The sequence below is a fragment of the Pseudolysinimonas sp. genome (genome assembly GCF_057350545.1).
Window position 1 is genome coordinate 12,081 of the sequence record NZ_JBMRCP010000079.1, and the last position, 24,431, is coordinate 36,511.

Genomic DNA, 24,431 nt, shown 5'->3' on the forward strand with positions numbered 1-24,431 from the left:
GAGCATGACCGACGACATCCAGACCAAGCCCCAGGTCGCGCGCACGAAGCGCGAACACGCTGAGAAGGGGTTCCTCGCCTCGGCGAAGCTCCGCGACTCGCTCCAGGCGGTGCTCGCCGACCTTCTCGAGCTCGCGTCGCAGGGCAAGCAGGCGCACTGGAACGTCGTCGGACCGAACTTCCGCGACCTGCACCTCCAGCTCGACGAGCTCGTGGATGCCGCGCGCGAGTTCAGCGACATGGTCGCCGAGCGGATGCGCGCCCTCCACGCGACCGCTGACGGGCGCAGCGGGGTCGTGCGGGCCACGACAGCCCTCGACGAGTTCCCTCCCGGCGAGCGCCGATCGATCGAGGTCGTCGACCTCATCACCGACCGCATCGACACGACCGTCGGCACCATCCGAGGTGTGCACGACGACGTCGACGAGGAAGACCCGACGAGCGCCGACATCCTGCACGCCATCATCGACCGGCTCGAGCAGCTGTCGTGGATGATCAGCGCGGAGCACCGCGAGCCGCGCGAGAGTTGATCTCCACCGCCCTTGCCGTCGAACTCCGCGACGCCGGACTGGCCTGGACGCCGGCACCCGGCGACTCGTTCCAGATCTCCTCGGACGACTTCGAGGGCGACGTCTTCTACGTGAGCGACATGACGATCGAGCCGCAGGTGCACTCGACCGGAACGGTGCTCGGCTTCAACGGCACGACGGAGTGGGCGCTCGACTCGGTCGCGCTCGACGACGCCCTGTGGCTGCCGCGCGAAGACCAGGTGCGCGACCTCCTGCGTGAGACGTTCGTGTCGCTCGAGCGACGGGGCGACGGCACGGCGACCCGCTACGTCGTCACGACCCGGTGGGGCGGCGAGGAGCACCGCGACGAACGCGACGATCCGGCGGAGGCGTACGGCCACGCCCTGGTGCGGTTGCTGCGCGCGAGCACCTGAGCCCGCCGGATCACGCGGGGAGGCTCGACGCATGGTCGGGCACGAAACGCTGCTCGTCGACGGGCGGGCGCACGTAGTCGACCGCGGCGGGCCGCGGCGGCAGCTTCACCTTCTCGGGCTTCGTCTTCTTCCACGGCACCTGCGAGACCAGGTGGTGGATCACGTTGATGCGCGCCGCACGCTTGTCGTCGCTGTCGATCGTCCACCACGGCGCGTGCTCCGAGTCGGTCGCGGCGAACATCGCATCCTTCGCGCGGGAGTAGTCCTCCCACCGGGTGATCGACTCGAGGTCGGTGGGCGAGAGCTTCCACCGTCGGATCGGATCGTCGAGCCGCCGCTTGAACCGGCGCTGCTGCTCCTTGTCCGACACCGAGAACCAGTACTTGATGAGCAGGATGCCGTCGTCGACGAGCAGTTTCTCGACCACCGGCACCTGCGCGAGGAACCGCTCGTACTCCTCGTCGGTGCAGTAGCCCATGACGTGCTCGACGCCCGCGCGGTTGTACCAGGAGCGGTCGAACAGCACGATCTCGCCGGTGGTCGGCAGGTGCGACAGGTGCCGCTGGAAGTACCACTGGCCGCGCTCCCGCTCGCTCGGAACGGGCAGCGCCACGACGCGGGCGCTGCGGGGGTTGAGGTACTGCACGATGCGCTTGATCGCACCGCCCTTGCCCGCGGCATCCCGGCCCTCGAAGATCACGACCACGCGCGCACCCGACTCGAGCACCCAGCGCTGCAGCTCGACCAGTTCGACCTGCAGCCGCGCGAGTTCCTCTTCGTAGGCGGCTTTCGCCATCCGTCGTGTCTTCGGGCTCATGCGCTCACGCTAGGCGGGCGAGCGGATGCGGCCCGGGGGCTTGCGCTCCGACTACGACACCCGCCATGCACCCACGGGGGCGTACGTCGAGTCGCTGCACTCGACATCCGGCACCGGCTGCGTGAGGTCGTAGTACTTCAGGTTGCCGCCCCAGTACCGCAGGATGCGGCCGAGCTCGGCTTCGGTGTCACCGTTCAGTGCCGTCAGGTCGATGTCCATCGTGAAGCGCATCCTTCGACGCTAGGGATGTCGGCGTCGGCTGCCGATTGACGGATTCACGAATTCGACCGCGGCTCGCGTTGTGCGAAGTCCACAACACTCCGACGGTGGGGCGGGGTCCGGCCGCCCGTACGCGACGGCCGGACGGATGGGGTCAGCAGCAGATGCAGCCGCAGCAGTCGTCGTTCATGACATCCTCCTTCCATCGATGTGTGTCGATGCAGCTACCGTGACCTATAGATCGATGGATGTCAATGCAGTGTGAGAGGATGTCCGCATGCCCGTGGCCGAGCTCATCCCGCTGACCGATCTCGCGTCGTGCTGCGCGCCGCTCACGCACGCGCCCATCGAGACCCAGAACGCCGAGAGCCTCGCCCGCTCGCTCAAAGCCCTCGCCGACCCCGCGCGGCTGCGAATCCTCTCGATGGTCGCCGCCCACGCCGACGGCGAAGCCTGCGTGTGCGACCTCACGGAGCCGCTCGACCTCGCCCAGCCGACCGTGTCGCACCACCTCAAGGTGCTGATGGATGCCGGCTTCCTCACCCGCGCCAAGCGCGGCACCTGGGCGTACTACCGCATCGTGCCCGGGTCGCTCGACACCGTGTCGGGGTTGCTCGCGAGCGTCTGACCGCCCGCCGCCTCGCCGCCTCGCTAGAGTCGCGCCATGGAACCCGTCTCGCTCACCCTCGGCGGCATCGTCGGCCTCATCATCTTCATCGTCACCGTCGTGTCGATCGTGAAGAACCCGAACCACGGCGGCTTCGGCAAATTCGTCTGGATCCTCGTCGCCTTCTTCCTGAGCGTCATCGGGTCGCTGCTCTGGCTGATCTTCGGCCGCGGCCGCGTGGCGAAGCGCTGAGCGGCGTGCCACCCCTCCTCCGCATCCTGCTCGTCGCGACGGCGGTGCTCAACGCGGGCGACGCGGTGCTGCACGTCGCGATCGACCAGGTCGAGCCGCTGCGCATCGCCGGCAACCTCGTCGTCATCGCTGGGGTGTTGGGGATGCTCGCCATCCCGAGCCTGCGGCGGCCCCTCGTGCCGATCGTCGTCGGCGGGGTGAGCCTCGTGCTCAACCTCGTCTTCATCGCGATGTCGGGCATCGGCGGGCTCGGCGCCGTGCTCGTCGCCGTCACGACGCTGCTGCACATCGCGCTCGCACTGCTGCTGCGTCGGCGGGCCTGAACCGTCCGGGCAGTCGCAGAACGCCGCCGGAGGACGCGACAATGTGCAACTAACCCGACAAAACCTCTAGCGCTGCAGCCAGGCGATCACGGCGAGCACTCGGCGGTGGTCGGTGCCCGAGTCTTCGAGCGCGAGCTTGCCGAAGATCGCCGTCACGTTCTTCTCGACCGCGCCGACGCCGATGAACAGCGCCTCGGCGATCGCGGCGTTCGTGCGACCCTCCGCCATGAGCTGCAGCACCTCGCGCTCGCGGGGTGTGAGCGTCGCGAGCGGGTCGTTGCGGCGGCCGATGAGCTGAGCGACGACCTCCGGGTCGAGCACCGTGCCGCCGTCGGCGATGCGGTCGATCGCATCCACGAGCTCACTGAGCGACGCGACCCGGTCCTTCAGGAGGTACCCGACACCCCCGCTGCCGCTGCCGAGCAGCTCCTGCGCGTACGCCACCTCGACGTACTGCGAGAGCAGCAGGATGCCCGTGCGCGGCACGAGCGATCGCAACCGGATCGCGGCGCGCACCCCCTCGTCGCGGAACGTCGGCGGCATCCGCACATCCAGCACCGCGAGATCGGGAGCGAGCTCCTCCACCTCCGCGAGCAGCGAGTCGGCGTCGCCGAACGAGCCGACCACCTCGTGACCCGCCTCGACGAGCACCCGCACGAGGCCCTCCCGCAGCAGCACCGAGTCGTCGGCCACCACCACGCGCAATCCACTCACCATGTCATTCTCCCCTCATGCCGCGGGTTGAGTGCCCGCGCAGCGGGTGTATCGAAACCTGACAGGTTGCCCGTGCTCGGTTTCGATACACCGCTTCGCGGCACTCAACCCGCGGAAGCGGTCCGCCTTCGGCGGCACTCAACCCGCGAAGGTCACCGGGAGGTGCGCCGTCACGACGGTCGGGCCGCCCTTCGGGCTCGAGATGTCGAGCGTGCCGCCCTGGCCGAGCACGCGCTCCTGAAGGCCCGCGAGACCATGACCCGCGACCGCCTTCGCCCCGCCGCGACCGTCGTCGGTCACCGTGATGTCGAGCCAGGTCTGGTCGGGCTCCGGGAGCCGCCGCAGGTCGATCCTCAGATCGATCGCCGACCCGCCGCTGTGCTTCACCGCGTTGGTGAGCCCCTCCGCGGCGATGAAGTACGCGTTCCGCTCGAGCTCCGTCGGCAGGCCCGTACCCGGAGGCAGCGACGAGACGACACGCACCGTGACGGCGCTGCGCACCGCGAGCGACTCGAGAGCCGCGACGAGACCGCGATCGAGCAGGATCGGCGGCGCGAACCCGCGCGACAGGGCACGCAGCTCCTCGAGAGCATCCTTCGACTGCTGCCGCGCCTCCTCCAGCAGCCGGCGGGCGGCGTCCGGGTCGGAGTCGAGCTGACGTTCCGCCGCCGCGATGTCCATCTGCAGCCGCACCAGCCGCTGCTGCGGACCGTCGTGGATGTCGCGCTCGAGCCGGCGCAACGCCGTGCCCTCCGCGGCCACCGCCGCCGTGCGCGACTCGCTGAGCGTCGCTACCTCCTGCTGGAGGGCCTCCGTGCGGAACGCGCCGAGCATCCCGCGGGCGACACCCCAGTGCATCCACGTGAGACCGTGCAGCACAAACGGCAGCAGCGCCGTGAAGACGAGGCCGAGCACGAACTGCAGCACGAGGTCGCCCACCCAGCCGTCGAACCCCGGCCCGATCGCCGTCGTGCGCTCGAGCAGCCACGTCGACAGATAGAAGTCCCGGCCGTCGGGAATGAAGGGATACCAGATCCACGCCGTCAGACCGCCGAGGGCGATCGACGTCCACGTCACCGCGATGACGAACGAGACCGTCGAGATGATGAACGACACGAAGGTCGCCCACACCGAATACAGCCAGTAGTGCCCGTTGCCGAACAGCGACCGCACCCACGGCAGGAACCCCGTGCCCGACTCGCGGTCACGCCAGTCGGGGCGACGGATGGCGGGGCGCCCGATCCACTGCAGCAGGATCAACTCGAGAGTGCCGCCGAAGCGGGCCACGTAGAACAGGGCGACGAGGAAGATGATCCCGAGGAAGAACGTCGCGATCGTGCCCGCCGCCGCCGAGAACAGGCCGATCGACACGCCGAACAGCACCGTCGAGATCGGGAACCCGATGAGCAGGAACAGCAGATCCTTCGGCGCGCCGCCCCACAGGCGCCAGTAGAGCGGCCGCGGCGTCGCGGGCAGAGTCTCGGTCGAGGTCGTCATGAGCGTCTCCATTGTGTCGGTACCCCCAGCCTCGCCACCCGGTCGCCACGACGGGAGGGAGCCCGCATCCCGAACCCATTCGGGGTAACCCCCGCGCTGCGACGGGTGAGGTAACCCATAAATAGGCCAGCCTCAACTCGCTTGCGGAACATTTCGCGCTGAGTACCGTTGAACCAGACACCACACCAGGGAGACACAAGCCATGACCGACGTGAAGACCGTACCCACCAGCGCCATCGACCCCGACGTCACCGCGGGAGTCGCCCAGTTCCTCGAGCCGATGGTCATCGACCTCGAAGCCATGGTCGTCAACGTGAAGCAGGCCCACTGGCACGTGCGCGGCGCCAACTTCCAAGCCATCCACGAGCTCCTCGACACCGTCGTCGAGCACGTGCAGGACTACGCCGACACCGCCGCCGAACGCGTCGTCGCCCTCGGCCTGCCGATCGACGCGCGCATCGCCACCGTCGCCGCCAAGACCACCGTGCCGCCGCTCAGCGCCGGATTCCAGCAGTCCGACACCACCGTCGCCGAAGTCATCGCCGGCATCGACGCCACCCTCAAGTCGGTGCGCGTCGCCATCGACGAACTCGCCGAACTCGACCCGGCGTCGCAGGACATCGCCATCGAGATCGCTCGGGGGCTCGAGAAAGATCGTTGGTTCCTGTTCGCGCACATCGCTGCGTAGTTTTCTCGTCCGTGCGAGGGGCTGGATGCCTTGCGCGAGTGAAGAGAGCGGGGACCCCTACCCCGATTCACTCGCGCAAGGCATCCAGCCCCTCGCTGCGTCACCCGGACGGCGATGTGGTCTCACAGTCGGTGGTTGAGTAGCGGGCGCAGCCCGCGTGTCGAAACCGCCTCGGGGTTACTCGTAGGGGCCGAAGGTCCACTCCCCCGCGACCATCGTCGCGTGCACGGGCATGTGCCGGAGGTTCTCCGGCACCAGGGGGTCGGCGTCGACGATGACGAGGTCGCCGGGGAGGTCGTGGGCGGTCGCGCGGAGGGCTTCGAGCGGGGTGAGCGCCTGCTCGGGATGCCACGGGTCGCGCCCGTCGCGGGAGCGGGTGACGGCGGCCGACATCGTGACCCACGGGTCGAGCGGGGCGACGGGCGCGTCGGAGCCGAGGGCGAGCTCCACCCCGGCGTCGGCGAGCGCCCGGAACGCGAACGCCCGCGAGGTGCGTCCCGCCCAGTAGCGTTCCGCGACATCCCGATCGTCCATCGCGTGCTCCGGCTGCACCGACGCGGTGATCCCGAGACGGGCGAGCCGCGGGATGTCCTCGTCGCGCACCAGCTGCACGTGCTCGATCGTGCCCGGGATGCCGAGGGATTCGAACACGTCGATCGCCTCGGTGACGGCTCGGTCTCCGATCGCATGGATGTCGGGCGAGAGTCCGCGGGCGACCCCCTCTCGGGCCGCCGCGAGCAGCTCGCCGGGGCCGTAGGTCGGCAGCCCGGCGCCGGTCGTGCCGGGATAGTCGTCCCAGCACCACGCCGTGCGCGTGTTGAGCGACCCGTCCGTGAAGAGCTTGTACGGCCCCGTTTCGAGCAGCGGCGAAACCGTCGGCGGCAGCGGCCACGCCTGATGCGGGTAGGCGACCGCCCGCACCCGCAACCCGCGGAAGCCCGCCCCGAAGCGCCGCACCCACGAGCCGGGGGCGTGTTCCATCTCGAAGTCGACGATCCCCGTCACCCCACGAGAGGCGGCGAGCGCCGCCCCCTCGACCGCCCACCCGTCCAGCACGTCGGCCGGAACCTCGGTGATCCGCCGTGTCGCATCGAACGCCGGCTGCTCGCGCAGGAACCACTCCCCCTCGGGCAACCCCAGAAGTCGCACGGCGGCCGCGTTGAGCCACAGCGAGTGCACATCCGCCGACAGCACCGCGATGGGGATGCCTCCCGCCTCGAGCAACTCCGGCGACGGCGCATCCGCCCACAACCCGTCACGGAACCCCGACGCGAGATACACCGTCCCCGCCGAAGGCGGATGCGCGGCGACGTGCGCCCGCACGAGCGAGGCGGCCTCCGCCGCCGATGCGGCCCCCGCCACATCCAGCCGCCGCGACGCCATCGCCCACTGCCCGAAGTGCACGTGATGATCCCACAACCCTGGGAGGATCCAGCGACCTTCGACATCGACCTCCACCCCCTCGGGCCCGGGAACCTCGAGGTCCGCGACAGGGATGCTGGGGAGCGTGCGCGAGTCAATCGGGGTAGGGGTCCCCGCTCTTGACTCGCGCGCGCTCCCCAGCAGCCCGACCAGGGAACGGACATTTCGAAGGATCACGGCACCCGCCGCATCTCGGCGGCCAGCGCGGAGTCCGAGTAGGGGCCGGTGCCCTCGAGGGCGGTCATGATCGACTCCCGCACCTCGGGCGTCTTGTTCTGCGAGAGCTTCGCCCGGGCGTCGAAGCGGGTGACCCGCAGGCGGAGCCCGACGGTGCCCCGAGCCATCCGTTTCGCCTTCTCCTCGTCGATCTCGAGCGAGACGGGGGTCGGCATCCGCTGCTCGAAGTGGTCGACGAGTTCGCCGAGGATGCGGAAGTTCTCGTCGTCGCTGAGCAGCTCGGGCACGCCGTAGAGGTGGGCGGTGACGTGGTTCCAGGTGGGCACGAAGTCGCCTTCGGCGTACCAGTTGGGCGAGATGTAGCCGTGCGGGCCCTGCACGATGACGAGCACCTCGTGCTTGCCGAGCTCGTGAGCGACTTCGTCGGGGCGACCGAAGTGGGAGACGAGCGAGATCGAGTCGTCGCCGGTCTCTTCGAGCAGGGTCGCGTAGTGCGACGCGACGAGGCCGGTCGACGCGGGTGAGACGTAGGTCATCCACGGGTTGGCTCGGATGAGCCGCTTCACCTCGGCCGGGTCGTCGAGCAGGTAAGTGGGGGTGTGACGCATCAGACCTGATCCTTCGGGCACCAGTAGAGGTTGCGCGTCGCCATCTCGGCCATCGCGATCGGTGTGCCGCACAGGCGGCAGGGTTCGCCGGTGCGGTGGTAGACCCAGTGGCGGTCGTCGCGGGATGCTCTCGCCCGTTCGAGTTCTTCGCCGGTGAGGCCGTCCATGGTGAGCATCTGACCGGTCTCGACGCCGACGCCGAGCAGGTACGACCAGTCGCGCCACAGTTCGCGCAGCAGCTCGACGGGAACATCCTTGCCGGGTCGGTAGGGGTCGAGTCGCGCGCGGAACAGCAGTTCGGCTCGGTACACGTTGCCGATGCCGGCGACGACCTCCTGGTCCATGAGCAGCTGCCCGATCGCGACGTTGCGCTTGCGCACGTTGTCGACGAAGGCGTCCTCGCCGGCTGGGCCGTCGACGAGCGGGTCGGGGCCGAGCCGCGCAATCGTCGCGTCGACCTCCTCCACCGTCTGCACCTGGCACGCGGTGGGGCCGCGCAGGTCGGCGACGGCGGTGGAGGTCAGCAGCCTCACCCGCACCTGGCCGATCGGAGCGGGGGGCCATTCCTGGAGCTCGGGTTGCAGCTTCTCGCTCTCCGCCATCCTGAGCCGTGTGCGCCGCGGCGCGCCGATCGACCAGGGGGAATCCTCGTTCGCACCGACGACCTTCGCCGCGCGGGCCCCACGCTCCGCGGGCGACACGGGATCGACGGCGATGTCACCCGCGAAATCCCAAGCGCCGTACATCCCGAGGTGCACGCGCAACCAGAGCTGGTGGTCGAATTCGAGGAACAGCTGCTTGCCGACGGCGCGCGCCTGCACGATCGCGTGCCCGTCGAGCGCTTCGGCGCCCGCGGCGAAGCGTCCCTGCGGCGACGACACCGCGACGGGCGGGCCGGTGAACGACCGCTCGAACTGCCGAGCGATCCGATGGACGGAATGTCCCTCGGGCATCGGTCAGACGATCTCGTGCCCGGAGATGGCCCCGGTGGTCTCGTACTCGGCGAGCTGCGCGATGCGTCGCGCGTGCCGCTCCTCACCGGAGAACGGGGTCTTGATGAACGCGTCGATGAAACGCTTGACCTCGTCGAACGAGTGCTGGCGGGCGCCGATCGCGATGACGTTGGCGGCGTTGTGCTCACGTGCGAGTTCGGCGGTGGCGACGCTCCAGACGAGAGCCGCGCGGATGCCGTGCACTTTGTTCGCCGCCATCTGCTCGCCGTTGCCCGAGCCGCCGAAGACGATGCCGAGCGCCGCCACGTCGGCTTCCTCGTCGCGCACGACCGCGCGGGCGGCGTTGATGCAGAAGCTCGGGTAGTCGTCGAGGGCGTCGTACTCCTTCGGGCCGTGGTCGACGACCTCGTAGCCCTGCGCCGCGAGATGGTGCTGCAGGTCGGTGGAGAACTCGAGTCCGGCGTGGTCGGTGCCCAGATGAATACGCATGGTACGGCTGAGCTTATTGACCCCCCTTGCCGCGCGCTCCCGACGGGGGGAGAATCGGCCCCAGACGGCGTCGGCGGGGTCGCCCTGGACCCCGCCGACGCTCCTAGGCGGGAGGCGATGCGCGTGATCGAGCCCACGACGGCCCCTGACGGGATGCCGCAACTCTCCCGCGGTCGGCACCGGTCGGCGAAGACCGGCGCGTGCTTCATGGAGTTCGCGTCGTACCTCGCGGGTGAGCCGTGGAGCGACGCGCCGCAGTGCACCGACCCGATGCTCGCTCACCTCGCGCGCGCGGTGAACGACCAGCTCTCGGATGCCCGACGCGGCGAGCTCGCCCCCGACATCCCGAGGGTGGTCGGTCTGCGGGGCGACCACCGCATCCTCGCCCCGATCGTCGCGATGCGCGCCGCGGCATCCGCGCTCCCCGTCGTCGCGGCGAGACGTCAGCAGGCGCTCGCGGTGACGCTGCTCTCGCTCCCGCGGCTCGTGCCCGGCGACCTGCCCGACCGGCTGCGCGTCGACGTCGACGCCGCCCTCGCGTCGGCCCCGCACGCGACGGCGTGGGCCGAGAAGCATCTGCGCGCGCATCCCGTGCGGGAGCGCGACCTGCGCCGAGGCGCGAGCTCCGTCGCGGTGCAGCTCGCGACCGCCGGGCTGGCCGAGGCGTGCGTCGACGATCCCGAGACGCTGCTCGTCGAGCTCCTGCGCGACGCCATCACGGATGTCGAGGACGTGCTGAGCACCCCGGAGCCGTCGCCTCAGGTCGCGACGAGAGTGCTGCAGTCCGCCTGACCGCGCTGCGGAGCCTGCCCGGCGATATCGTGGACGGATGCCAGGAGAGAACCTCACCCGCGTCGAAGCCCAAGAGCGCAAGACGCTCGTCGCCGTCGAGTCCTACGACATCCAGCTGGACCTGACGACCGGCCCCGAGACGTTCCGGTCGACCACGACCGTCGTCTTCACGGCCACCCCGGGAGCGTCGACGTTCATCGACGCGCTCACCGCGAAGGTGCACGCGATCAAGCTCAACGGAGCCGACCTCGACGTGTCGATCGCCGACGGGGCGCGCATCCCGCTCGACGGTCTCGCCGCGAGCAACACGCTCGTCGTCGACGCCGACTTCGCTTACACGAACACCGGTGAGGGGCTGCATCGCTTCGTCGACCCCGTCGACGACGAGGTGTACCTCTACTCGCAGTTCGAGGTGCCCGACAGCCGCCGCGTCTTCGCCGTGTTCGAGCAGCCCGACCTCAAGGCGACGTTCGCGTTCACCGTGACCGCGCCCGCCAACTGGGCGGTCGTGAGCAATTCGCCCACCCCCGCCTCGACGTTCGTCTCCGACGGCACCGCGAGGTGGGCGTTCGAGCCGACCCCGCGCATCTCGTCGTACATCACCGCGCTCGTCGCCGGCCCGTACCAGAAGATCGAGTCGCAGCTCACGTCGTCGAACGGCAAGGTCATCCCGCTCGGGGTGTACTCGCGCAAGTCGCTCATGCAGTACCTCGACGCCGACTACATCTTCGACATCACGCGCAAGGGCTTCGCCTACTTCGAGGAGAAGTTCGGCTACCCCTATCCGTTCGCGAAGTACGACCAGCTCTTCGTGCCGGAGTTCAACGCGGGCGCGATGGAGAACGCGGGTGCGGTGACGTTCACCGAGACGTACGTGTTCCGCTCGAAGGTGACCGACGCGATCAAGGAGCGTCGCGTCGTCACGATCCTGCACGAGCTCGCCCACATGTGGTTCGGCGATCTCGTGACGATGAAGTGGTGGAACGACCTCTGGCTCAACGAGTCGTTCGCCGAGTGGGCGTCGACGATCGCGACGGCTGAGGCCACCGAGTGGACCGAGGCCTGGGCGACGTTCCAGGCCATGGAGAAGAGCTGGGCCTACAAGCAGGACCAGCTGCCGAGCACCCATCCGATCGTCGCGACGATCAACGACCTCGAGGATGTGCAGGTCAACTTCGACGGCATCACCTACGCCAAGGGCGGCTCGGTGCTCAAGCAGCTCGCGGCGTTCGTCGGCATCGACGAGTTCTTCGCCGGCGTGGGGGCGTACTTCCGCAAGTACGAGTACCAGAACACCGAGCTGAACGACCTGCTGCGCGAGCTCGAGGCGACGAGCGGGCGTGACCTCGCGACGTGGTCGAAGCTGTGGCTCGAGACGGCGGGCGTGAACACGCTCAAGCCGCTCGTCGAGGTCGACGCGGACGGCGTGATCACGAAGTTCGAGATCGTGCAGACGGCGATCGAGGAGCAGCCGACCATCCGCCCGCACCGCATGGCGATCGGGTTCTACGACGTCGCCGACGGCGCCCCCAACGCCGGCGTCGAGGGCGACCTGTCGCCGAAGGTCGTGCGCACGCATCGCGTCGAGCTCGACATCGACGCCGACGCGTCGACGACCGTCGCGGAGCTCGTCGGGCTGAAGCGCCCGGCGCTCATCCTGCTCAACGACGACGACCTGGCCTACGCGAAGATCCGCATGGACGACGCCTCGTGGGAGTTCGCGATCGACAAGCTCGCCGACATCGAGGAGCCGCTCGCCCGCGCCCTCGTCTGGGGTGCCGCCTGGGACGCGACCCGGGATGCCGAGGTGCCCGCGAGCGACTACGTCGACCTCGTGCTCGGCAACATCGCGACCGAGACCGAGTCGACCACCATCCGCCTCTCGCTCACGCAGCTCACGCAGGTGGCGCGGTTCTACGTCGCGCCTGAGAAGCAGGCGGCGACGATCGAGCGGGTCGGCGACGCGCTCTGGGAGCTCGCGTCCACCGCTCGGGCCGGGTCGGATGCGCAGTTCCAGTTCGTGAAGTTCTTCGCCAACATCCCGTCGACCCCCGCCCACGCGGCGACGCTGCGGGGGCTGCTCGACGGGTCGGTGAGGCTCGACGGGCTCGAGATCGACGCCGACCTCACCTGGGAGCTGCTCGAGGGTCTCGTGCTGCTCGGCGAGGCCGGGGAGTCGGAGATCGCCGCCCAGCTCGACAAGGACAACACGGCGAACGGCCAACAGGCCGCCGCCCGAGCCCGGGCCACCGGCGACAAGAAGGGCGCGCTCGAGCAGGCGCTCACGGATGCGTCGATCGCGAACGTCGTGCTGCGGTCCTCGGGTGTGGGCTTCCAGCACGCGAACGGCCCTGCCGGATTCGAGGAGCTCGTCGCACCGTACTTCGACGCGCTCGACCGCATCTGGAAGGAGCGGTCGTACAAGATCGCCGAGTACGTGATCTTCGGGTTCTACCCCGCGGCGCTTGCCTCGCAGGAACTCGTGGACGCGACGAACGCGTGGCTCGACGCCCACCCCGACGTCCCCGCGCTGCGACGTCTCGTGATCGAGAACCTCGCCGGCGTGGAGCGCGCCCTCCGCGCCCAACAGCGCGACCGCTCCGCCTGACCGCCGAGTTCACCGATTTGCGTCGAGCGCACTTGGGCTATGCCCGGGGCTCGACGCAAATCGGTGCAGTGGCCGGGGTCAGGGCACCAGCACGAGCTTTCCGGGGTGGGTCGCCGCGCGGAGGTCGTCGACAGCCTGAGCGGCTTCCGCGAGGGGGTACGTGCGCGCGAGCGGCGACCGCAGCTCCCCCGACGCGAGCAGCGTCGCGAGCTCGGCGAGGTCGTCGCCCTTCGTCGCCGCCACGAGCGTGACGACTTTGAGCCCGCGGGTGAACAGCGCGCCGATCGATCGGGACAGCGGCCCGAGCACCGCGCCGCCGTTCTCCGCACCGCCGAGCACGAGGATGCCGCCCGGCTTGATCACCCGGCGCCAGCGCGTCAGCGGCAGGCCGCCCGCGAAGTCGAGCACGTGGTCGAAGCGCCGCTCGCCGTCGGTCGGGTCGGTCGTCGCGTAGTCGATGACGTCGTGCGCACCGAGTCGGCGCACGAACTCCGCTTTGCCCGCGCTGCACACCGCGGTCACGCGGGCACCTCGTGTCGAGGCGAGCTGCACGGCGAACGAGCCGACTCCCCCGCCGGCTCCCGTCACGGCGACGTGCTTCCTCTCGAGCGATCCGACGACGCGCAACGCCTGAAGGGCCGTGTAGCCCGCCATCGGCACCGCCGCGGCCTCCTCGAACGACACGTTCGCGGGTTTGACGTGCAGGAGGTCGGCGCGCACTCGCGCGAACTCCGCCCACGTGCCGGCACCTGATCCGAACACCTCGTCGCCGACCGCGACGCTCGTGACGCCGGGGCCGACGCGTTCGACGACGCCCGCGACATCCTGACCGAGCAGCGGGTCCTTCGGGCGGCGCAACCCGAACGCAAGCCGCGCGATCGTCGGCAACCCGGTCATGAGGTGCCACTCCGCCATGTTGACACCCGCGGCCTTCACCTTCACGAGCACGCGGCCCTCGGTGAGCTCGGGGAGCTCGACCTCCTCGACGCGCAGCACGCCGGTCTCGCCGTACTGTCGGCGGGTCACTGCTCTCATCACTTCATCTCCTCGTCGGGTTCGTAGCTGAAGACGTCGTCGAGGCCGACCCCGAAGACGCGGGCGATCTGGAACGCCATCTCGAGCGACGGCGAGTAGCGCCCCTGCTCGATCGCGATGACGGTCTGGCGGGTGACGCCGATCCTCTCGGCGAGGTCGGCCTGGGTCATCTCGTCGGCGGCGAACCGCAGCGCGCGGATGCCGTTGGTCACGCGGGTGGGCTTGACCACGTCAGAGCCCCCGGTGGTAGGCGCCGAGCTTCGCCATGGTCTGCAGGATCGCGCCGAGCACGAACCCGAGGAAGAGAACGTTCGCGATCCAGACGTGGGGCGCCTGCACGAAGCACAGGATGAGCGCCGCGATGCCGCCGATCACGATCATCGAGTTGCCGACGCGCTCGCCGAACCAGGTGATCTCCCGGTCGCGCTGGTCGACCTTGCCGGGGTTCTTGTCACCCGCGATGCCGTCGCCGATCCCGATCGCGATCCCGGCGAGGATGCCGGCGACGATCGCACCCCCGATCGAGCCGACCATCGGCCACAGGTAGGTCGAGCCGTCGAGCGGCCCGCCGCCCACGACGAAGGTGAGCACGAGGTAGGTCAGGTAGCCGAGGACGGCGATGATGCCGAACGCCCAGGTGTTCTTCTCTTCGTATGACATGGAGCGCATCCCTTCGAGGCATGTCAAGGATTCTTGACATGCCGACTGTAAAGAAGGGCCGACACCATGTCAAGCTTTCTTTACACAGACACCGACTCACCGGGCTCCCTAAGCTGAGACCGTGCATCTCCAAGTCGACCCGGACGCTCCGGCGCCCTTCGACTTCTGGGTGTGGCTCGACGCCTTCCTCGCCTCACCGCTCGGGGTCCCGCTGCGGATCGCCGCCATCATCCTCATCGCCGGCATCATCCGGCTGCTCCTCCAGATCGTCATCAGCCGCACGGTCAACCGCGTCGTCACGGGCGTCAAGAAGAAGCAGAACGTCGACGACACCCGCGAACTGCAGGCGTCACCGGTCGCGGCGGTGCGCGTCGTGCAGCGCACCCGTGCACTCGGCGGTGTGCTGTCGAGCGCCGTCACGACCGTCGTCGTGCTCGTCTCGCTCGTGCTCATCGTCTCGGCCATCGACCCCAATGCGACGGGCGCCTTCTCGCTCATCACCGCCGCCCTCGGCGCCGGCCTCGGCTTCGGCGCCCAGAACGTCGTGCGCGACGTGCTCAACGGCCTCTTCATCGTCGCCGAGGACCAGCTCGGGGTCGGGGATGTCGTCGACCTCGGTCAGGCGACCGGCGTCGTCGAGGCGGTCGGCATCCGCGTCACCCGCGTCCGCGACGTCGGCGGCACCGTCTGGTACGTGCGCAACGGCGAGATCCTGCGCGTCGGCAACATGTCGCAGGGCTGGGCGCGCGTCATCCTCGACCTCGCCGTGCCCTACGACGCCGACCCCGACGCCGTGAAGCTCGCCCTGCTCGACACGGCGCTGACGATGCGCGAAGACGGTCGCTGGAAGCGTCTCATGCTCGAGAAGCCCGAGGTGTGGGGCATCGAGTCGATCACCGCCGAGGCCACCGTGCTGCGGCTCGTCGTGAAGACCCGCACCGGGTCGAAAGACGAAGTCGCCCGAGAGCTGCGCGGCCGACTCCGCAAGACGCTCGACGAACTCGGGATGCGCCTCCCCTCGCTCCTCACCGCCGGCGGCCTCGTCAAGACCGACGGCGCGGGCGGCTCGAGCGACACGCCCGTCATCCCGGGCATGGTCAAGGGCGCGCCGTCGCCGGCCAAACCGAGCACCGCCCGTCCCACGACCCCGCCATCCGGAGGCCGCACGTGAACACCTTCATGATCCGCAGCGGACCCGGCGGCGAGCCCGTCGGCTCCAACTTCTGGCGCGAGGTCGGCGGTCGCGCGACGTTCGAGAAGCTCGTGCGCGACTTCTACGTCGGTGTGCGGAACGACGACGTGCTGTGGCCGATGTACCCGGAAGACGACCTCGAGGGCGCGATCCAGCGCCTCACCGGGTTCCTCGAGCAGTACTGGGGCGGACCCGGAACGTACAGCGAGGAGCGCGGCCATCCCCGGCTGCGCATCCGACACCAGCCGTTCAAGGTCAACCCGGAAGCCCGCGACCGATGGCTGCTGCATATGCGCGCCGCCGTCAACGGCTTGGGCCTCGCGCCGCTGCACGAGAACATGCTCTGGGACTACCTCGAGCGCGCCGCGCACGCGATGGTCAACACGCACGAAGAGTGACGCTCCGGCGGGTCCACCCCGGGGATGACACCCGCACGAGGCACAGCCGTTAGCCTCGAAGTTCAGGGAAGGGGACGCACCGACATGACCGCACATGCCGACGTCATCGTGATCGGGGCGGGTCTCGCGGGGCTCGTCGCCACCGCCGAGCTCGTCGAAGCCGGGAAGCGCGTGATCGTGCTCGAACAGGAGCCGGAGACGAACCTCGGCGGGCAGGCGTTCTGGTCGTTCGGCGGCCTCTTCCTCGTCGACTCGCCCGAGCAGCGGCGCCTCGGCGTCAAAGACTCGCACGACCTCGCCCGCCAAGACTGGTTCGCGAGCGCCGAGTTCGACCGCGACGACGAAGACCTGTGGGGCCGGCAGTGGGCGGAGGCGTACCTCGCCTTCGCCGCCGGCGAGAAGCGGTCGTGGCTCGCCGCGAAGGGCGTGAAGTTCTTCCCCGTCGTCGGCTGGGCCGAGCGCGGCGGATACACGGCCACCGGCCACGGCAACTCAGTGCCACGCTTCCACATCACGTGGGGCACCGGTCCCGGCATCCTCGAGCCCTTCATCGCCGCCGTGCGCCAGGGGGTCGAGAAGGGACTCGTCGACCTGCGCTTCCGCCACCAGGTGGATGCCCTCACCGTCACGAAGGGTGCCGTCACGGGCGCGAGTGGCAGCATCCTCGCCCCCTCGGATGCCGCGCGCGGTGAGGCCTCGTCGCGCGAGGTCGTCGGCGAGTTCACGCTCGAGGCACCCGCGGTGCTGGTCACGAGCGGCGGCATCGGCGGCAACCACGACCTCGTGCGCAAGTTCTGGCCCGCATGGCTCGGCACCGCCCCCACCTCGATGCTGAGCGGAGTTCCCGCGCACGTCGACGGTCGCGGGCTCGAGATCGCCGAGGCCGCCGGAGCTCGCCTGGTGAACTCCGACCGCATGTGGCACTACGTCGAAGGCATCGAGAATCACACACCCGTGTGGGAGCGCCACGGCATCCGCATCCTCCCCGGCCCGTCGAGCCTGTGGTTCGACGCGACGGGTCGCCGCCTGCCGATCCCGCTGTTCCCCGGGTTCGACACGCTCGGCACCCTCGAGCATCTCCGCTCGACAGGCCACGACCACTCCTGGTTCGTGCTCACCCAGAGCGTCATCGAGAAGGAGTTCGCCCTCTCCGGTTCGGAGCAGAACCCCGACCTCACCGGCAAGAGCGTGCGGGAGCTCGCGAAGCAGCGCCTCGGCAAGGGCGCGACCGGGCCCGTCGAGGCGTTCAAGGAGAAGGGTCCCGACTTCGTCGTCGCGACCACCCTCGACGAACTGTTCGCCGGCATGAAGAACCTCTCCCCCGACGTCGAGATCGACTTCCTGGAGATGAAGTACGAGATCGAGGCGCGCGACCGCGAGATCGACAACGCGTTCACGAAGGATGCCCAGATCACCGCCCTGCGCGGCGCGCGCAAGTACCGGGGCGACAAGCTCATCCGCGTCGCGAAGCCGCATCGATTCCTCGACCCGTCCCACGGTCCGCTCATCGCCGTGAAACTCCACGTGCTCACCCGCAAGACCCTCGGCGGCATCCAGACCGACCTCTCGTCCCGCGCCCTCGGAGCAGACGGTGAGCCGATTCCCGGCCTCTACGCCGCGGGCGAGGTCGCCGGCTTCGGCGGCGGCGGCGTGCACGGCTACCGCTCCCTCGAGGGCACCTTCCTCGGCGGCTGCCTCTTCAGCGGCCGCACCGCGGGCCGCGCCATCGCCGACACCGTCTAACCGACTTCGGTGGTCGAGTAGCGCCGAAGGCGCGTGTCGAGACCCCGCCTTCGGGCAGCTCGGGGCGGGTCTCGACACGCCGCTGCGCGGCTACTCGACCACCGAGGGGCTAGCGAAGAAGGTTCCAGGCCCGGCGCTTCACGAGCACGTGACCGCGGGCGGTGGTGAGGCGGGTCCACGGGCCGCTCTCGTAGACCTTGACGGCGTCCTCGCCGAGGAACCCGAGGGCGAACGCCGCGAAAGCCGCGCTCGACGGCACGTGCTCGGCGCCGGCGATCGGCTTGCCCCACACCTCGGCCCGTACTTTGCGCACGATCTGCTCGCCGGCACCGTCCGGAACGGCCGAGGCGACATCCCGGATGCCGGCGCGCGCCGTGCTGTCGAGCAGTGCCGCGGGCACGTCGTCGAGCGCCGACCAGCCGCCGCGCGGGGGCGAGATCGCGGCCCAGGTGGCGGTGTTGACCTCCATCGGCAGCCCGACCGTCGTGCCCGCCTCCTGCTGCGCGCGTTCGAGACGCTGGATGAGGGAACGCACGGGCACGACGACGTCGAACGTCGTGGGCTCGGTGAGCGCGAGGGTGCGCAGCCCGAGCACGGTCGCGCTCTCATCGAGCAGACCCGCGGGGGTGAACACCGAGCAGTAGACAGCCAGAACGCCCGATCCGGCGATGAGCCGCACCGAACCCTCCTCGACACGCGCGGCGCGGGAGAGGAAGACGTGCAGGTCGTCGAGCGATCGGGTCTCGGTGAGGGAGAAGGTACCGGCCATCCTGGCTCCTAAACTACACAGCGTGAGCGACCCCCTGGCGGGCTTCCTGGCCGCCCTCGACCTGACCGACACCGGAGCGCGCACGCGCGAGGACATCTTCACCGGTCCTTCGCAGTGGATGCCGGGAGGACGCGTGTTCGGCGGGCAGGTGCTCGCGCAGTCGCTCGTCGCCGCGACCCGCACGATTCCCGAAGACCGCCGGGTGCATTCGATGCACGGCTACTTCCTGCGACCGGGGAACGTCGACCTGCCCATCACGTTCTCGGTCGACCGCATCCACGACGGCCGATCGTTCTCGACGCGCCGCACCCAGTGCTACCAGAACGGCGAACCGATCCTGTCGATGATCGCGTCGTTCCAGGACGACGACCCGGGCCTCGAGCACACGGTCGAGATGCCGTCCGACCTGCCCGACCCCGAGTCGCTGCCGAGCACGGCCGAGGTGCTGGGGGCGATCGATCATCCGGTCGCGAAGTTCTGGGCGACGCAGCGGGCGTTCGACATCCGTCACGTGCAGCGGCCCGTGTACTTCCCGGGCGACGGCGAGCACACGACCCGCCAGGCGGTGTGGATGCGCGCGATCGGCCGGTTGCCCGACGACCCGAACCTGCACCGCGCGGCCCTCGCGTACGCGAGCGACTACTCGATCCTCGAACCGATCCTGCGCGGCCACGGGCTGTCCTGGGCGGCGCCGGGACTCAAAGCGGCGAGCCTCGATCACGCCATGTGGTGGCACCGTGACGGCCGTGTCGACGAGTGGCTGCTCTACGAGCAGGAGTCGCCCGTCGCCCAGGGCGGACGCGGGCTGTCGTTCGGTCGCATCTTCACGCAGGACGGAACCCTCCTGGCCACGGTGGGCCAGGAGGGCATGATCCGCGTTCCGACGGTCTAGGAGCTTCGCTCCATCCGGTCGGCCTTCACGGCCTTCCAGACGGTGTCGCCGATCGCCCAGATCGCGATGGCCCCGAGGGCGACGGAGGCACCGATCGCACCGACCGATCCCGCGCCGACCGTGGCGGTCCAGCCGAGCTCGTCGAGGAAGGCCGGGCTCACGAGCTGTCCGGTGAGCACGAGCCAGACGAGCGGCACCGTCGCGGCGATCGCGATCGCCGCGTGGAGGCCGACGAGCAGCCACGTCCAGCGGCCCCGGCGGAAGAGCACGACGGCGAGCACCGCGGCGAGCACCGTGAGGATGAGGAAGTAGGTCACCCAGAAGGGCATCGTCCCCTCGTGCAGCAGCGGGATCGCGGCGCCCTGCGCGTCGCGCAGCGGCGGTGCGACGAACTGCCAGATGAGCGCGATCGGGATGAGCGCGAGGAACACGAGAGACGCGATGAGGTCGCTGCGCCCGCTGCCCGTCGTCGTCGTGATCGACGGCAGCTGGGCGGGGTCGAACGGCGCGTCGGGACCGAGGTGCGGCACGTTTTTCATCGAGGTGCCCGCACGCTCGGCGATCGCGAAGATCAGCGTCGTCCAGAACCCGAGGTGCACGATGAGGCTCATCGCGATCGCGATGGTGCCGCCGATGAGCCCACCGGGCTCGGCGCCCGTGATCGCCTGCACCGCGAAGTACGCGACGGTGGCGAGCGGCAGCACGATGGCGTACAGCATCTTCATGAGGCCGAGCCAGCCCGGGTAGAGATCGGGTCCGATGAGTGCGAGCACGCGACCCGTGTAGCCGGCGGCGAGCTTCGAGGGCTCCCCGAGCTCGAGCAGCACCGCGTGCTCGGCGGCCGCGGCGTCCTCACCCGACGCGACGCGGGCATCCACATCGTCGGCGATGCTCGCGCGGAGCTCGCGGTCGATGTCGGTGCGCTTCGCCTCGGGCAGACCCTTGAGCACGGCCCAGACGTAGCGGTCGGTGAGGGTGTCGGTGGTGGGGCGACCGACGTCGCTGCCCGACCAGTTGATGGTGGTGGCGTTCATGAGTTCTCCTTGGCGATGCGATCGATCGACTGCTGGAGGGTCTTCCAGTCGTCGAGCAGGACGGTGGCGAGGGAGTCGCCGGCGAGGCTCGTGCGGTAGAACTTGCGCGGCCGCGATTCGTCGGTGTTCCACTCGCTGATGAGCAGCCCCTGCGCCTCGAGGCGTCGGAGCAGCGGGTACAGCGTGTTGCCTTCGACGGGGATGCCGGCTGCCGCGAGCTGCTCGAGCAGGGCGTACCCGTACTGGGGTGCGCGCAGCATGAGGAGGCAGGCCAGCACGGCGGTGCCGCGGCGGAGCTCCTGGAGCTGTGCGCTCTCGTTGTCGTTCACGAGCGACACGTTACTGTGCGTCACACACTATCGTCAACTGGCAATACTGGGTGACGTAGTCGCGAGGGTTTTGTCGGGTTAGTTGCACATTGCTGCGTACTCCAGGCGTGGGATGCAACTGGGCACGCGGCGACTTCCCGGCTCGACGACGCAGTTGCAGAATCACCCCGGAAGACGGGGCAATGTGCAACTAACCCGACAAAAGTGTCAGGAGCGCTTCGTGAACTCCACGGGGGCACCGACGTGGGCACCCCAGGCTTCGCGCTCGCGGTCGGTGATGCGGCGCGGGCGGCCGGAGGCGGCATCCACCAGCACGATCGTCGTGAGGGCCTTCGCGAACAGCGTCGCCGGCTCGTCGCCGACGGGTGAGCAGACCTCGTAGCAGACGTCGAGGCTCGCCCCGCCGAAACGCCCGATCCAGAGTTGCACGTCGAGCGGCTCCCGCAGGTACGGGATCGGCGCGAGGTACTCGACCTCCTGCCGCGCGACGAGGGTCACCGTCGACGGGTCCTGCTCGGTCGGCGCGGCCGCGTCGTTCACCCCGTCGACCCCGAGGTCTCCGCCACCCCAGAACACCGAGATGCGCGACTCTTCCAAGAGGGTGAGCATCGCGGCGTTGTTGACGTGACCGTAGGCGTCGAGGTCACTCCAGCGGAGCGCCACAGGGACATGGATGCGGGACACGCCTCTACGCTATCGCGGCGATCCCGTAACGATCCTGCAACGACTGACCCCTCGCATCGGCCCCGATCAACCCGCCCGAATCCCTGACATCGCGGGGCAGCGCGGGGTCTCGGGCCGACGATCACGCGTCCCGGCGGCCCCCGGGTTGTTGCTACGTTGGGGCACTGCTCCGAGGTCGCCGACACGCGACGCGGTGCCTGCTCCACCTAGGGCCGCGCCCGAGTCCCCTCCCGCACCGGGACGGAGACGGGCGTATGGCCGGCACGACGCGGGATGCAACCCGGCATCCCGAGGCCCGCGACAGCGGGGCGCGTCGTCCGCCCGGACCGTGACCGAGTCCCGCAGCGTTCAAGGCTGCGGGAGCGGAGAAACGTGACCGACAGCGACATCGCCCTGCGCGCCGAAGGGCTCTACAAGGTCTTCGGGCGTCGACCCCAGGATGCCGTCGAGCGCCTGCGCGACGGCGCGGACCGCGACGACCTCGATCCGTCGACGACGGCTGCGGTCATCGACGCGTCCTTCGACGTGCGACGCGGCGAGATCTTCGTCGTCATGGGTCTCTCCGGGTCGGGCAAGTCGACGCTCATCCGCACTCTCAACGGGCTGCAGCCCGCCACCGCCGGCGAGATCACGATCGGGGGCGAGTCGATCACCGGCGTCGCCCCGGCACGCCTCCGCGACGTGCGCCGCGAACGCGTGTCGATGGTCTTCCAGCATTTCGCGCTGCTCCCCCACCGCACGGTGCTCGACAACATCGCCTACCCGCTCGAGCTGCGCGGCGTCGGAAAGGTCGAGCGCACCGCGAAGGCGGAGGAGTTCCTGCGACTCGTCGGGCTCGACGGATGGGGCGACTCACGTCCCTCGGCCCTCTCCGGCGGGATGCAGCAGCGCGTCGGGATCGCCCGCGCGCTCGCCGCCGAGACCGACATCCTGCTCATGGACGAGGCGTTCAGCGCACTCGACCCGCTCATCCGCCGGGAGATGCAGGAGCAGCTGCTCGACCTGCAGGCCCGCCTGCAGAAGACCATCGTCTTCATCACGCACGACCTCAACGAGGCGATGTTCCTCGGCGACCGCATCGCGGTGATGCGGGACGGTCGCATCGTGCAGATCGGCACCCCCGAAGACATCCTCACCGACCCGGCCACCGACTACGTCGCCCAGTTCGTGCAGGATGTCGACCGCGCGCGCGTGCTCACCGCCGCGAACGTCATGGAGCGCCCCCGACTCACCGTCGCCGAGAGCGCAGGCCCGCGCACGGCACTGCGCACGATGCGCGACGGGTACTCCTCCGCGGTCTACGTCGTCGGTCGCGACCGGCGCCTGCTCGGGATGGTGCGCGACCGTGACGCCCTGCGCCAGGTGCAGCGAGGCGAGAACGCGCTGAGCGCGATCCTGCGCCCGGTACCGCAGGCGGTGAGCGTCGACGACGTGCTCGTGGATCTGTTCGTGCCCTCCGTCGAGTCGCCGCTGCCGCTCGCGGTGACGGATGCCGACGGCCGCCTCGTCGGCGTCATCCCGCGCGTCACCCTGCTCGCCGCGCTTGGACCCGTCTCGACGGCGACGGGCGAGATCACACTGCCGGGTCCGCCGATCCCGATCACCGTGATCGACGAGGCGCTCGCGCTCGGCGCGTCCGACGACGAGCCCACGACGACCGAGGAGGTGCGCTGATGGACGGCTTCCGCCTGCCCGTCGGAGAGTGGGTCGACGCCGCGCTCGACTGGGCCAAGGCCAACCTCGGGGCGCTGTTCGACGCCGTCGACACGACGTTCGAGTGGATGGTGGACTCGCTCACGGCGGTGCTGCTCGTCGTCCCACCGGTCGCACTGATCCTCGTGCTGGCGCTCATCGGTTGGGGGCTGCGGTCGTGGAAGCTCGCCGTCGGCACGGTCGTCACCTTCCTGCTCATCGTCGCGATGGACCAGTGGGAGACGTCGATGCAGACCCTCTCCCTCGTGCTCGTCGCGGCGCTGATCGCCGTCGTGATCGCGGTGCCCACCGGCATCCTCATGGCCAAGAGCGACCGCGCGAGCGCCGTGCTGCGCCCCGTGCTCGACTTCATGCAGACGATGCCCGCCTTCGTGTACCTGATCCCCGCGATCACGTTCTTCAGCATCGGGGTCGTGCCCGGCGTGGTCGCGACGATCATCTTCGCGCTGCCTCCCGGGGTGCGCTTCACCGAGCTCGGCATCCGCGGCGTCGACTCGGAGCGCGTCGAGGCGGGGCAGGCCTTCGGCGCGACGCCGGGGCAGATCCTGCGCGGCATCCAACTGCCGCTCGCGGCGCCGACCATCATGGCCGGGATCAACCAGGTCATCATGCTCTCGCTGTCGATGGCGGTCATCGCCGGCATCGCCGGCGCCGACGGTCTCGGCAAGGAGGTCGTCGCCGCCGTCTCCACGCTCAACGTGCCCCGCGGGGTCGAAGCGGGGTTGAGCGTGGTGATCCTCGCGATCTTCCTCGACCGCGTCACCTCCGCGCTCGGCACTCCTGCCGATCACCCGACTTCGCTGCGCGCGATGATCGCGGGCCGTCGCGCCCGCGCCGCAGCTTGAGCCTCCGCGCTCCCCAGACCCGCATTCCG

Annotated in this window: 29 protein-coding genes; 14 read left to right on the plus strand and 15 right to left on the minus strand. The window is 69.7% G+C overall.

The window, feature by feature from the left end:
• Positions 1-4 precede the first annotated feature (4 nt).
• Together ACO1X9_RS11260 and ACO1X9_RS11265 are read left to right on the plus strand one after the other, a co-directional pair.
• Positions 5-529 (plus strand): Dps family protein, encoded by a 525-nt coding sequence (locus tag ACO1X9_RS11260; RefSeq protein ID WP_486350930.1) that lies wholly within the window; start codon positions 5-7, stop codon positions 527-529.
• Positions 526-942 carry a pilus assembly protein CpaE gene (locus ACO1X9_RS11265; protein WP_486350931.1) on the plus strand — a complete coding sequence of 139 codons (417 nt, stop codon included), beginning with the start codon at positions 526-528 and terminating at the stop codon, positions 940-942. Before ACO1X9_RS11260 ends, ACO1X9_RS11265 begins: the two co-directional genes overlap by 4 nt.
• 10 nt (positions 943-952) lie before the next feature.
• Here ACO1X9_RS11265 and ppk2 read toward each other — a convergent pair whose 3' ends face one another.
• Both ppk2 and ACO1X9_RS11275 read right to left on the minus strand, forming a co-directional pair.
• Positions 953-1,759, minus strand: a complete 807-nt coding sequence (gene ppk2, locus ACO1X9_RS11270; protein WP_486350932.1) for a polyphosphate kinase 2 — start codon at positions 1,757-1,759, stop codon at positions 953-955.
• A gap of 51 nt (positions 1,760-1,810) precedes the next feature.
• Entirely contained in the window at positions 1,811-1,990 is a 180-nt protein-coding gene (locus ACO1X9_RS11275; RefSeq protein WP_486350933.1) for a hypothetical protein, read from the minus strand.
• 265 nt (positions 1,991-2,255) lie between these two features.
• Here ACO1X9_RS11275 and ACO1X9_RS11280 point away from each other — a divergent pair, with 265 nt between their 5' ends.
• From ACO1X9_RS11280 to ACO1X9_RS11290, 3 genes are read left to right on the plus strand one after another with little or no spacing between them, the layout of a single operon-like run.
• Complete coding sequence (locus tag ACO1X9_RS11280) at positions 2,256-2,606, plus strand: ArsR/SmtB family transcription factor (RefSeq protein ID WP_486350934.1); 351 nt, start codon at positions 2,256-2,258, stop codon at positions 2,604-2,606.
• A gap of 36 nt (positions 2,607-2,642) precedes the next feature.
• Positions 2,643-2,837, plus strand: a complete 195-nt coding sequence (locus ACO1X9_RS11285; RefSeq protein WP_486350935.1) for a PLDc N-terminal domain-containing protein — start codon at positions 2,643-2,645, stop codon at positions 2,835-2,837.
• Positions 2,838-2,842: 5 nt separating this feature from the next.
• A complete protein-coding gene (locus ACO1X9_RS11290; RefSeq protein ID WP_486350936.1) occupies positions 2,843-3,160 on the plus strand; it encodes a hypothetical protein in 318 nt (105 codons plus the stop codon).
• 66 nt (positions 3,161-3,226) lie between these two features.
• On the opposite strand, the gene ACO1X9_RS11295 is transcribed toward ACO1X9_RS11290, so the two are convergent.
• Positions 3,227-3,877: a response regulator transcription factor gene (locus tag ACO1X9_RS11295; RefSeq protein ID WP_486350937.1), complete on the minus strand. Its 651-nt coding sequence runs from the start codon at positions 3,875-3,877 to the stop codon at positions 3,227-3,229.
• Positions 3,878-4,012: 135 nt separating this feature from the next.
• Positions 4,013-5,371, minus strand: a complete 1,359-nt coding sequence (locus ACO1X9_RS11300; RefSeq protein ID WP_486350938.1) for a sensor histidine kinase — start codon at positions 5,369-5,371, stop codon at positions 4,013-4,015.
• A 202-nt stretch (positions 5,372-5,573) separates the two neighbouring features.
• On the opposite strand from ACO1X9_RS11300, the gene ACO1X9_RS11305 reads away from it, so the two are divergent.
• Positions 5,574-6,059 carry a Dps family protein gene (locus ACO1X9_RS11305; protein ID WP_486350939.1) on the plus strand — a complete coding sequence of 162 codons (486 nt, stop codon included), beginning with the start codon at positions 5,574-5,576 and terminating at the stop codon, positions 6,057-6,059.
• Positions 6,060-6,236: 177 nt separating this feature from the next.
• Here ACO1X9_RS11305 and ACO1X9_RS11310 read toward each other — a convergent pair whose 3' ends face one another.
• Genes ACO1X9_RS11310 through ACO1X9_RS11325 form a run of 4 tightly spaced genes read right to left on the minus strand, consistent with a single transcriptional unit; the run spans position 6,237 to position 9,708 of the window.
• Positions 6,237-7,658, minus strand: coding sequence for an amidohydrolase (locus ACO1X9_RS11310; protein ID WP_486350940.1), 1,422 nt, complete (start codon positions 7,656-7,658; stop codon positions 6,237-6,239).
• Positions 7,655-8,266: an FMN-binding negative transcriptional regulator gene (locus ACO1X9_RS11315; protein ID WP_486350941.1), complete on the minus strand. Its 612-nt coding sequence runs from the start codon at positions 8,264-8,266 to the stop codon at positions 7,655-7,657. Before ACO1X9_RS11315 ends, ACO1X9_RS11310 begins: the two co-directional genes overlap by 4 nt.
• Entirely contained in the window at positions 8,266-9,219 is a 954-nt protein-coding gene (locus ACO1X9_RS11320) for an Fpg/Nei family DNA glycosylase (RefSeq protein WP_486350942.1), read from the minus strand. The genes ACO1X9_RS11315 and ACO1X9_RS11320 overlap by 1 nt, the downstream gene beginning before the upstream one ends.
• A gap of 3 nt (positions 9,220-9,222) precedes the next feature.
• On the minus strand, positions 9,223-9,708 hold the full coding sequence (locus ACO1X9_RS11325; RefSeq protein ID WP_486350943.1) for a ribose-5-phosphate isomerase: 486 nt from the start codon (positions 9,706-9,708) through the stop codon (positions 9,223-9,225).
• A 123-nt stretch (positions 9,709-9,831) separates the two neighbouring features.
• Between ACO1X9_RS11325 and ACO1X9_RS11330 the strand changes: the two genes are divergently transcribed.
• Together ACO1X9_RS11330 and pepN are read left to right on the plus strand one after the other, a co-directional pair.
• A complete protein-coding gene (locus ACO1X9_RS11330; protein ID WP_486350944.1) occupies positions 9,832-10,500 on the plus strand; it encodes a hypothetical protein in 669 nt (222 codons plus the stop codon).
• Between the two features lie 37 nt (positions 10,501-10,537).
• A complete protein-coding gene (gene pepN / locus ACO1X9_RS11335; protein WP_486350945.1) occupies positions 10,538-13,108 on the plus strand; it encodes an aminopeptidase N in 2,571 nt (856 codons plus the stop codon).
• 78 nt (positions 13,109-13,186) lie between these two features.
• Here pepN and ACO1X9_RS11340 read toward each other — a convergent pair whose 3' ends face one another.
• From ACO1X9_RS11340 to ACO1X9_RS11350, 3 genes are read right to left on the minus strand one after another with little or no spacing between them, the layout of a single operon-like run.
• On the minus strand, positions 13,187-14,143 hold the full coding sequence (locus ACO1X9_RS11340) for an NAD(P)-dependent alcohol dehydrogenase (protein WP_486350946.1): 957 nt from the start codon (positions 14,141-14,143) through the stop codon (positions 13,187-13,189).
• Positions 14,143-14,373 carry a helix-turn-helix transcriptional regulator gene (locus ACO1X9_RS11345; protein WP_486350947.1) on the minus strand — a complete coding sequence of 77 codons (231 nt, stop codon included), beginning with the start codon at positions 14,371-14,373 and terminating at the stop codon, positions 14,143-14,145. Before ACO1X9_RS11345 ends, ACO1X9_RS11340 begins: the two co-directional genes overlap by 1 nt.
• 1 nt (position 14,374) lies before the next feature.
• The gene (locus ACO1X9_RS11350) at positions 14,375-14,803 is read right to left on the minus strand and encodes a hypothetical protein (RefSeq protein ID WP_486350948.1); all 429 of its coding nucleotides are present in this window, start codon (positions 14,801-14,803) and stop codon (positions 14,375-14,377) included.
• Between the two features lie 121 nt (positions 14,804-14,924).
• Here ACO1X9_RS11350 and ACO1X9_RS11355 point away from each other — a divergent pair, with 121 nt between their 5' ends.
• From ACO1X9_RS11355 to ACO1X9_RS11365, 3 genes are all read left to right on the plus strand, one after another.
• Positions 14,925-15,974, plus strand: coding sequence for a mechanosensitive ion channel family protein (locus ACO1X9_RS11355; RefSeq protein ID WP_486350949.1), 1,050 nt, complete (start codon positions 14,925-14,927; stop codon positions 15,972-15,974).
• A gap of 8 nt (positions 15,975-15,982) precedes the next feature.
• Positions 15,983-16,393: a globin gene (locus ACO1X9_RS11360; protein WP_486350982.1), complete on the plus strand. Its 411-nt coding sequence runs from the start codon at positions 15,983-15,985 to the stop codon at positions 16,391-16,393.
• Positions 16,394-16,477: 84 nt separating this feature from the next.
• The gene (locus ACO1X9_RS11365) at positions 16,478-18,136 is read left to right on the plus strand and encodes an FAD-binding dehydrogenase (protein WP_486350950.1); all 1,659 of its coding nucleotides are present in this window, start codon (positions 16,478-16,480) and stop codon (positions 18,134-18,136) included.
• 109 nt (positions 18,137-18,245) lie between these two features.
• On the opposite strand, the gene ACO1X9_RS11370 is transcribed toward ACO1X9_RS11365, so the two are convergent.
• Positions 18,246-18,905: a DUF8185 domain-containing protein gene (locus ACO1X9_RS11370; protein ID WP_486350951.1), complete on the minus strand. Its 660-nt coding sequence runs from the start codon at positions 18,903-18,905 to the stop codon at positions 18,246-18,248.
• A gap of 22 nt (positions 18,906-18,927) precedes the next feature.
• Between ACO1X9_RS11370 and ACO1X9_RS11375 the strand changes: the two genes are divergently transcribed.
• Entirely contained in the window at positions 18,928-19,797 is an 870-nt protein-coding gene (locus ACO1X9_RS11375; protein ID WP_486350952.1) for an acyl-CoA thioesterase, read from the plus strand.
• On the opposite strand, the gene ACO1X9_RS11380 is transcribed toward ACO1X9_RS11375, so the two are convergent.
• The 3 genes from ACO1X9_RS11380 to ACO1X9_RS11390 form a co-directional block, all read right to left on the minus strand.
• Positions 19,794-20,831: a permease prefix domain 1-containing protein gene (locus ACO1X9_RS11380; protein ID WP_486350953.1), complete on the minus strand. Its 1,038-nt coding sequence runs from the start codon at positions 20,829-20,831 to the stop codon at positions 19,794-19,796. The genes ACO1X9_RS11375 and ACO1X9_RS11380 overlap by 4 nt on opposite strands.
• Positions 20,828-21,160, minus strand: a complete 333-nt coding sequence (locus ACO1X9_RS11385; RefSeq protein ID WP_486350954.1) for a PadR family transcriptional regulator — start codon at positions 21,158-21,160, stop codon at positions 20,828-20,830. The genes ACO1X9_RS11380 and ACO1X9_RS11385 overlap by 4 nt, the downstream gene beginning before the upstream one ends.
• Positions 21,161-21,367: 207 nt before the next feature.
• Entirely contained in the window at positions 21,368-21,844 is a 477-nt protein-coding gene (locus ACO1X9_RS11390; RefSeq protein ID WP_486350955.1) for an acyl-CoA thioesterase, read from the minus strand.
• Between the two features lie 372 nt (positions 21,845-22,216).
• Between ACO1X9_RS11390 and ACO1X9_RS11395 the strand changes: the two genes are divergently transcribed.
• Positions 22,217-23,518, plus strand: coding sequence for a quaternary amine ABC transporter ATP-binding protein (locus tag ACO1X9_RS11395; RefSeq protein WP_486350956.1), 1,302 nt, complete (start codon positions 22,217-22,219; stop codon positions 23,516-23,518).
• Positions 23,518-24,402, plus strand: coding sequence for an ABC transporter permease (locus tag ACO1X9_RS11400; protein ID WP_486350957.1), 885 nt, complete (start codon positions 23,518-23,520; stop codon positions 24,400-24,402). Before ACO1X9_RS11395 ends, ACO1X9_RS11400 begins: the two co-directional genes overlap by 1 nt.
• The last annotated feature ends 29 nt before the right edge of the window (positions 24,403-24,431 follow it).

What these genes read in the sequence shown, in the direction of transcription:
- ACO1X9_RS11260 (WP_486350930.1), top strand. Translation starts at nt 5, where the DNA reads ATGACCGACGACATCCAGACCAAGCCCCAGGTCGCGCGCACGAAGCGC.
- ppk2 (WP_486350932.1), bottom strand. Translation starts at nt 1,759, where the DNA reads ATGAGCCCGAAGACACGACGGATGGCGAAAGCCGCCTACGAAGAGGAA.
- ACO1X9_RS11275 (WP_486350933.1), bottom strand. Translation starts at nt 1,990, where the DNA reads ATGCGCTTCACGATGGACATCGACCTGACGGCACTGAACGGTGACACC.
- ACO1X9_RS11280 (WP_486350934.1), top strand. Translation starts at nt 2,256, where the DNA reads ATGCCCGTGGCCGAGCTCATCCCGCTGACCGATCTCGCGTCGTGCTGC.
- ACO1X9_RS11285 (WP_486350935.1), top strand. Translation starts at nt 2,643, where the DNA reads ATGGAACCCGTCTCGCTCACCCTCGGCGGCATCGTCGGCCTCATCATC.
- ACO1X9_RS11295 (WP_486350937.1), bottom strand. Translation starts at nt 3,877, where the DNA reads ATGGTGAGTGGATTGCGCGTGGTGGTGGCCGACGACTCGGTGCTGCTG.
- ACO1X9_RS11300 (WP_486350938.1), bottom strand. Translation starts at nt 5,371, where the DNA reads ATGACGACCTCGACCGAGACTCTGCCCGCGACGCCGCGGCCGCTCTAC.
- ACO1X9_RS11305 (WP_486350939.1), top strand. Translation starts at nt 5,574, where the DNA reads ATGACCGACGTGAAGACCGTACCCACCAGCGCCATCGACCCCGACGTC.
- ACO1X9_RS11315 (WP_486350941.1), bottom strand. Translation starts at nt 8,266, where the DNA reads ATGCGTCACACCCCCACTTACCTGCTCGACGACCCGGCCGAGGTGAAG.
- ACO1X9_RS11320 (WP_486350942.1), bottom strand. Translation starts at nt 9,219, where the DNA reads ATGCCCGAGGGACATTCCGTCCATCGGATCGCTCGGCAGTTCGAGCGG.
- ACO1X9_RS11325 (WP_486350943.1), bottom strand. Translation starts at nt 9,708, where the DNA reads ATGCGTATTCATCTGGGCACCGACCACGCCGGACTCGAGTTCTCCACC.
- pepN (WP_486350945.1), top strand. Translation starts at nt 10,538, where the DNA reads ATGCCAGGAGAGAACCTCACCCGCGTCGAAGCCCAAGAGCGCAAGACG.
- ACO1X9_RS11340 (WP_486350946.1), bottom strand. Translation starts at nt 14,143, where the DNA reads ATGAGAGCAGTGACCCGCCGACAGTACGGCGAGACCGGCGTGCTGCGC.
- ACO1X9_RS11350 (WP_486350948.1), bottom strand. Translation starts at nt 14,803, where the DNA reads ATGTCATACGAAGAGAAGAACACCTGGGCGTTCGGCATCATCGCCGTC.
- ACO1X9_RS11360 (WP_486350982.1), top strand. Translation starts at nt 15,983, where the DNA reads ATGATCCGCAGCGGACCCGGCGGCGAGCCCGTCGGCTCCAACTTCTGG.
- ACO1X9_RS11365 (WP_486350950.1), top strand. Translation starts at nt 16,478, where the DNA reads ATGACCGCACATGCCGACGTCATCGTGATCGGGGCGGGTCTCGCGGGG.
- ACO1X9_RS11370 (WP_486350951.1), bottom strand. Translation starts at nt 18,905, where the DNA reads ATGGCCGGTACCTTCTCCCTCACCGAGACCCGATCGCTCGACGACCTG.
- ACO1X9_RS11380 (WP_486350953.1), bottom strand. Translation starts at nt 20,831, where the DNA reads ATGAACGCCACCACCATCAACTGGTCGGGCAGCGACGTCGGTCGCCCC.
- ACO1X9_RS11400 (WP_486350957.1), top strand. Translation starts at nt 23,518, where the DNA reads ATGGACGGCTTCCGCCTGCCCGTCGGAGAGTGGGTCGACGCCGCGCTC.